Genomic DNA, 6,570 nt, shown 5'->3' on the forward strand with positions numbered 1-6,570 from the left:
AGGAGGAACCCATGTTCGGTTTGACATCCCTAGGCGTCATCCACACGGTCATCTCGCTCGTCGCGGTCGCGGCCGGCCTGGTGGCGTTCTTCAGAGACAAGCGCATCGTCGCGACCAACACCACCGGCCGCGTCTACATCTGGGCCACGGTGCTGACCTGCGTGACCGGCTTCGGCATCTTCCAGCACGGCGGCTTCGGCAAGCCGCACATGCTGGGCATCATCACGCTGGTCGTGCTGGCGGTCGCGGCGCTGGCCGGCCGGCGCAAGCTGTTCGGCGGCGCGTCGCCGTATGTCGAGACCGTCAGCTACTCGCTCACGTTCTTCTTCCACATGATCCCCGGCGTCACCGAGACGACCACGCGGCTGCCGCTGGGCAAGCCGCTGCTGCCGAATGCCGACGCGCCCGAGCTGCAGGCCGCGGCCGGCGTGCTGTTCCTGCTGTTCGTGATCGGCGCGGCCTGGCAGTGCCTGCAGCTGCGCGCGCGCAGCCGCCCGGGCCTCGCCTCGGCATCGCCCGCAGCCTGACCCGCCGATGACCCTGCAGCGCGCCACGGCTTCGCACCTCAGCATCACCGTCAACGACGTGGCGCGCGTCGCGGGCGTCTCGGCGATGACGGTGTCGCGCGTGCTGAACCGGCCGGACAGCGTGCCGGCCGGCACCGTCGAGAAGGTGCGGGCCGCGGTGGCGCAGACCGGCTACGTGCCCAACCGCGCGGCCGGCGCGCTGCGCTCGAGCCGCAGCCGGCTCGTCGCGGCGGTGGTGCCGACGCTGTCGGGCCCGATGTTCCTCGAGACGCTCGAGGCGCTGACCGCCGGCCTCGCCGAGCGCGGCTATCAGCTGATGGTCGGGCAGAGCGGCTACAGCGAGGCGCGCGAGGACGAGCTGCTGGCCGACATCATCGGCCGACGGCCCGACGGCATCGTGCTGACCGGCGTGTTGCACACCGCGCAGGGCCGGCAGCGGCTGCTCGCCTCGGGCATCCCGATCGTCGAGACCTGGGACCTGATCCCCGATCCGATCGACGTGCTGGTCGGCTTCTCGCACGAGGCCGTGGGGCGTGCGGTGGCCGGGTTCTTCGCCGACCGGGGCCGGCAACGGCTCGCGGTGATCGGTGGTGACGACCCGCGCGCACGGCGCCGCGCCGAGGCCTTCGCCGCCGAGGCGCAGGCGCGCGGGCTCGCCGCGCCGGTGCTGCAGTACGTGCCCGCGCCGACCCGCCTGGGCCATGGCCGCACGGCGCTGCGCGAGCTGCTGCGCCTGCAGCCGCAGGCCGATGCGGTGTTCTGCAGCTCCGACCTGCTGGCGCTCGGCGTGCTGACCGAGGCGCGGGCAGCGGGCATCGAGGTGCCGGCGCAACTGGCCGTCGTCGGTTTCGGCGACCTCAACTTCGCAGCCGACCTCGAGCCCGCGCTGACCAGCGTGCGCGTCGACCCGCGGCAGATCGGCGACCTCGCCGCGCAGTGCATCGTCACGCGCGCCTGTGGCGAGGCGCTGGCCTCGCGCGTGATCGACGTCGGCTTCTCGATCGTCGAGCGCGCCAGCAGTTGAAGGCCTGACGCATCCCTGGTGAACTTCCCGCGGCGGGAGGCAGAGCTCGGCTTCCGTCGACGGACCGTTTGTCGGATAAATTGTTTCGATCACCGATGTCCGCGCCATCTGCGTCAGATACCTAATGCGCCAAATAATCTTTCAATCGCTGACCACTCCGATCTGCAAATCGCTCGAACATTTCACGTTCGATGGGGCATCTACAGCTTGATGCCCGCGGGGCAATTGTTCAGCATTGATCCATGTCAATTGAGCGGATTGATGTAGGAAGAGGGACAGTCACTCAGAGACTCAATTGAGAGTGAATATTCGGTCTTTTCGGACTCTATAAATCTCTCATCCTGTCGATAGTAGTGACATAGCTTTGGCATCTATCCAAAGGGAGTAAGAAATGAAATTCCTGTCCAATGTGAAGATCGGTACGCGCCTGAGCGCCGGCTTCGCTGTCTTGCTGGCCATGCTGGCTGTCCTGGCTTTCACTGCCAAGGTGCAGGCTGATCGCCTGCAGGCGCACACCGAGTACTACGACAGCCACATCATGGCGTCCTACAAGCTGGTCACCGAGTTCATGCGCAGCGCCGATGACGCGCGACGCCGCTCGTTCCTCCACATTCTCGGCAAACAAGAACAGAAGAAGGAGGCCGAATTGATGACCGCCAAGTCGGTCGATTCCGCACGCAATGTGCTGGAAGATTATTCTTCGCGCGCCCTGTTCCAGGACGATGAGGATCGCGCCAATTGGCAGGAAGTGAAGACCAGGTTCGAGACCTTCGTGCGTTCCAATGAGAAGGTCATGGCGGCGTCGCGCACCATCCCCGACGATCCGGCACAGCGAGACGTGGCCGTCGGCGTCATGCTGGGGGAGGCTCGCGTGGACAACATGAACCTCATCAAGGCGAAGGACGCCTGGCTGGCGCACAGCGATGCGAATGCCCAGCGCATGATCGAGCAAGGCCGGGCAACTTACCAAGCCGTGCTGTGGACGCTGGGAGGCCTGGCTGCAGCGGCCATGCTGGTGGGCGTGGTTGCGGCGCTGGCGATCACACGGTCGATCACGCGACCACTGAGCGAAGCGGTGACCATCACTCGAGCGGTGGCCGAGGGCGACCTCACACGCCAGGCGCGGATCGGGTCGCGTGACGAGATCGGTGAACTGTTGGGGTCGCTCAATCTGATGACGACCAATTTGTCCAGCATGGTCAGCACGGTGCGCGTCGGCGTGGACACCGTGGTGACCGCCGCGACGCAGATTGCCCATGGCAACCTTGACCTGTCCTCGCGCACGGAGTCGCAAGCTTCGAGCCTGGAGCAGACCGCCGCGTCGATGCAGCAGATGGCCGACAGCGTCAAGATGAATTCTGACAATGCGCGTGAAGCCAACCTCCTCTCGGGCAGGGCGTCCGAGGTGGCCGGGCAAGGGGGCGGCGCGGTCGAGCGTGTGGTCGAGACCATGGAGGGCATCCAGGATTCGAGCCGCAAGATATCCGACATCATCACGGTGATCGACGGCATCGCCTTCCAGACCAACATCCTGGCACTCAACGCCGCTGTGGAGGCGGCGCGCGCCGGCGAGCAAGGGCGAGGTTTTGCCGTGGTCGCGGCAGAGGTGCGCAACCTGGCCCGGCGCTCGGCGGACGCGGCGAAGGAGATCAAGAGCCTGATCACCACCAGTGTGGAAAAGGTGGACGCCGGCACAGTGCAGGTCAATGCGGCGCGCAAGACCATCGACGAGGCCGTGCAACAGGTTCGCAAGGTGAGCGAGTTGATCGCCGACATCACGCAATCCAGCTCGGAGCAGAACTCCAGTGTCGGCCAGATCAATCAGGCGGTGGCGCAGCTGGATAACACCACGCAGCAAAACTCGGCCCTGGTCGAGGAGACCTCGGCAGCGGCCGAGAGCCTGCGTCAACAGGCCGAGAAGCTGTCTGTGGCGATCTCTGTGTTTCGTGTCGCCGGGCATGATGCCGCGCCACAGCACAGCTTCGCCTAGACAAGAGGCATCCGACGCTGCCTGAGCGTCGGGCTGGATCGCAAGCCACCGTGCCGGCCCTGGCCGGCACCTCAAGATCGGGATGTCATGGACTGGCTGGCAGTGGCGAGTGGATTCGTGATTGGTGCCATTGTCGGCTTGACCGGCGTGGGTGGAGGATCGCTCATGACGCCGCTTCTGATGGGCGTCTTCAATCTCAGCGCACCGCTGGCCATCGGCACCGATTTGTGGTTCGCCGCAATCACCAAGACCAACGGAACGATCGCCCACCACCGCCAAGGCCACGTCGACTACGGAATCGTCGCCTGGATGCTGCTGGGCAGCATCCCGGCGACGGTCATCACGATCATGCTGATGCGATACACCGGCATGACGAAGGGGGTCAGCCACCTGATGATGCAGGTGCTGGGCGTGGCACTGCTCATGACGGCGGCCGCGGTGGCCTGTCGTCCCTTTTGTCACGCGCTCGGACTGAAGCTTGACGCCTTGCTCACGACATCGCGCAAGCGGGCCTTGACCGTTCTGGCGGGACTGCTGCTGGGTGTCCTGGTATCGCTCAGTTCGATTGGCGCTGGAGCGATTGGCGCGACCCTGACCCTCGTCCTCTATCCGCGACTTCCCATTCAACGCCTGATTGGAACGGACATCGCCCATGCGGCGGTGCTCACGCTGGTCGCGGGCCTGGGGCATGCGGCGCTTGGGAACGTCGACTGGTCCCTGCTCGCCAGCCTGCTGGTCGGATCTCTGCCGGGCATCTGGCTGGGCGCGCGATTGATCAGATCCCTGCCAGACAAAGTGACGCGCGGGTTGTTGTGCGTGTCTCTGTTGACCGCCGGGCTCCGCGTCATCCATTGAGCGCGGGCGCCCAGCGACGAAGGACCCTATGAAGCTGCATGATGACCCCTCCCTTCGCGAACGCGTGACGCCCGAGCGCGTGACAGCCGGTCTCGATCAATCCCACCTCGACTGGCTCGAGGAAGAAGCCATCTTCATCCTGCGCGAGACCGTCGCCGCGTTCGAGCGCCCGGCGCTGCTGTTCTCGGGCGGCAAGGATTCGTGCGTGGTGCTGCGCCTGGCCGAAAAAGCCTTCAAAACCAAAGGCGCCGACGGCGAGTACAAGGGCCGCCTGCCGTTCCCGCTGCTGCACGTCGACACCGGCCACAACTTTCCGGAAGTGATCGAGTTCCGCGACCGCCGCGTCGCCGAGATGGGCGAGCGCCTGGTCGTCGGCCACCTCGAAGACTCGATCAAGCGCGGCACGGTGCGCCTGTCGCACCCGCTGGAGTCGCGCAACGGCCACCAGACGGTCGCGCTGCTCGAAGCCATCGAGGAACACCGCTTCGACGTGCTGATGGGCGGGGCGCGCCGCGATGAAGAGAAGGCCCGCGCGAAGGAGCGCATCTTCTCGCACCGCGACAGCTTCGGCCAATGGCAGCCGAAGGAGCAGCGCCCCGAGCTGTGGACGCTGTTCAACACCCGCATCAAGCCGGGCGAGCACATGCGCGCATTCCCGATCAGCAACTGGACCGAGCTCGACGTGTGGCTGTACATCGCCCGCGAGAAGATCCCGCTGCCCAACCTGTACTACGCGCACGACCGCCAGGTGATCCGCCGCAAGGGCCTGCTGGTGCCGCTGACCGAGGTGACGCCGCCCGAGGCCGGCGAGGTGGTCGAGACCGCCGAGGTGCGCTTTCGCACGGTGGGCGACATGACCTGCACCTGCCCGGTCGAGAGCCCGGCCGCGAACGCGACCGAGATCGTCGCCGAGACGCTGAAGGTGACCGTCAGCGAACGCGGCGCGACCCGCATGGACGACCGCACGTCGGACGCGTCGATGGAACGCCGCAAGAAGGAAGGCTATTTCTGATGAGCACGCCGCAAGTGAAAGACCACCGCGCCCTGAGATTCCTGACCGCCGGCAGCGTCGACGACGGCAAGAGCACGCTGATCGGCCGGCTGCTGTTCGACAGCCGCGCGATCCTGGCCGATCAGCTCGACACGCTCGAGAAGCGCGCCGCCGGGGCGCCGATCGACCTGTCGCTGCTGACCGACGGCCTGGAGGCCGAGCGCGAGCAAGGCATCACGATCGACGTGGCCTACCGCTACTTCGCGACCAAGCAGCGCAAGTTCATCATCGCCGACGCGCCCGGCCATGAGCAGTACACCCGCAACATGGTGACGGCCGCGGCCGGCAGCGATGCGGCCGTCGTGCTGGTCGACATCACCAAGCTCGACACCCACGCCAGCCCGATGCCGCTGCTCGCGCAGACCCGCCGCCATGCACTGCTGGCGCACCTGCTGCGCGTGCCGAGCATTGTTTTCGCGGTCAACAAGCTCGATGCGGTGAGCGACCCGGCGCAGGCCTTCACGGCGACCAAGACCGCGCTGCTGGCGTTCGCGCAGCAGGCCGGCATCGCGGTGGCCGGCGTGATCCCGGTGTCGGCGCTGCGCGGCGACAACGTCACGCAACCGCTCGCCGCCGACTGGTACGACGGCCCGTCGCTGCTGCAGTTGCTGGAAGCGCTGCCGGCGCTGCAGGAGCGCAAGGACGGCGACCTGCTGATCCCCGTGCAGTACGTGTCGCGCGAAGGCGAAGGCACCGGCAACCAGCCGCGCACGCTGTACGGCCGCGTCGCCCACGGCCGCGTGAAGGCCGGCGACACGGTACAGGTCTTCCCGAGCAACCAGACCGCGATGGTCGCCGAGGTGCGCCTGGCCGGCGACGTCGTCGACGTGGTCGAGGCCGGCCAGTCGGCGGGCGTCGTGCTCGACCGGCAGCTCGACGTCTCGCGCGGCGACTGGATCTCGACGCCGTCGACCATCCACGAGACGCAGCGCTTCAGCGCGACGCTCGCGTGGCTCGACACCGAACCCGCCGTCGTCGGCCGCAAGTACTGGGTGCGCCACGGCAACCGCTGGGTGCAGGCGCGCATCACCGCGATCGAGAGCCGGCTCGACATCCACACGCTGGAGGCGATCGACGCGAACCAGCTCGCCGTCAACGAGATCGGCCATGTGATCGTCGAGAC

At 66.8% G+C, this 6,570-nt stretch carries 6 protein-coding genes; all 6 read left to right on the forward strand.

All coding sequences use genetic code 11. The features are described from left to right. Positions 1–11 precede the first annotated feature (11 nt). Positions 12–527 carry a DUF2306 domain-containing protein gene (locus BUE42_RS28870; protein WP_073468733.1) on the forward strand — a complete coding sequence of 172 codons (516 nt, stop codon included), beginning with the start codon at positions 12–14 and terminating at the stop codon, positions 525–527. Positions 528–534: 7 nt separating this feature from the next. After that, on the forward strand, positions 535–1,551 hold the full coding sequence (locus BUE42_RS28875) for a LacI family DNA-binding transcriptional regulator (protein WP_073468734.1): 1,017 nt from the start codon (positions 535–537) through the stop codon (positions 1,549–1,551). A 391-nt stretch (positions 1,552–1,942) separates the two neighbouring features. Then, positions 1,943–3,541, forward strand: coding sequence for a methyl-accepting chemotaxis protein (locus tag BUE42_RS28880; RefSeq protein ID WP_073468735.1), 1,599 nt, complete (start codon positions 1,943–1,945; stop codon positions 3,539–3,541). Between the two features lie 87 nt (positions 3,542–3,628). Beyond that, a complete protein-coding gene (locus BUE42_RS28885) occupies positions 3,629–4,396 on the forward strand; it encodes a sulfite exporter TauE/SafE family protein (RefSeq protein ID WP_073468736.1) in 768 nt (255 codons plus the stop codon). A gap of 28 nt (positions 4,397–4,424) precedes the next feature. Continuing rightward, positions 4,425–5,408, forward strand: a complete 984-nt coding sequence (cysD, locus tag BUE42_RS28890; RefSeq protein ID WP_073468737.1) for a sulfate adenylyltransferase subunit CysD — start codon at positions 4,425–4,427, stop codon at positions 5,406–5,408. Beyond that, on the forward strand, positions 5,408–6,570 hold a 1,163-nt coding region (locus BUE42_RS28895; protein ID WP_073468738.1), incomplete at its 3' end, for a sulfate adenylyltransferase subunit 1. The genes cysD and BUE42_RS28895, both read left to right, overlap by 1 nt.

The organism is Rhizobacter sp. OV335, from assembly GCF_900142965.1.
GTDB lineage: Bacteria > Pseudomonadota > Gammaproteobacteria > Burkholderiales > Burkholderiaceae_C > Rhizobacter.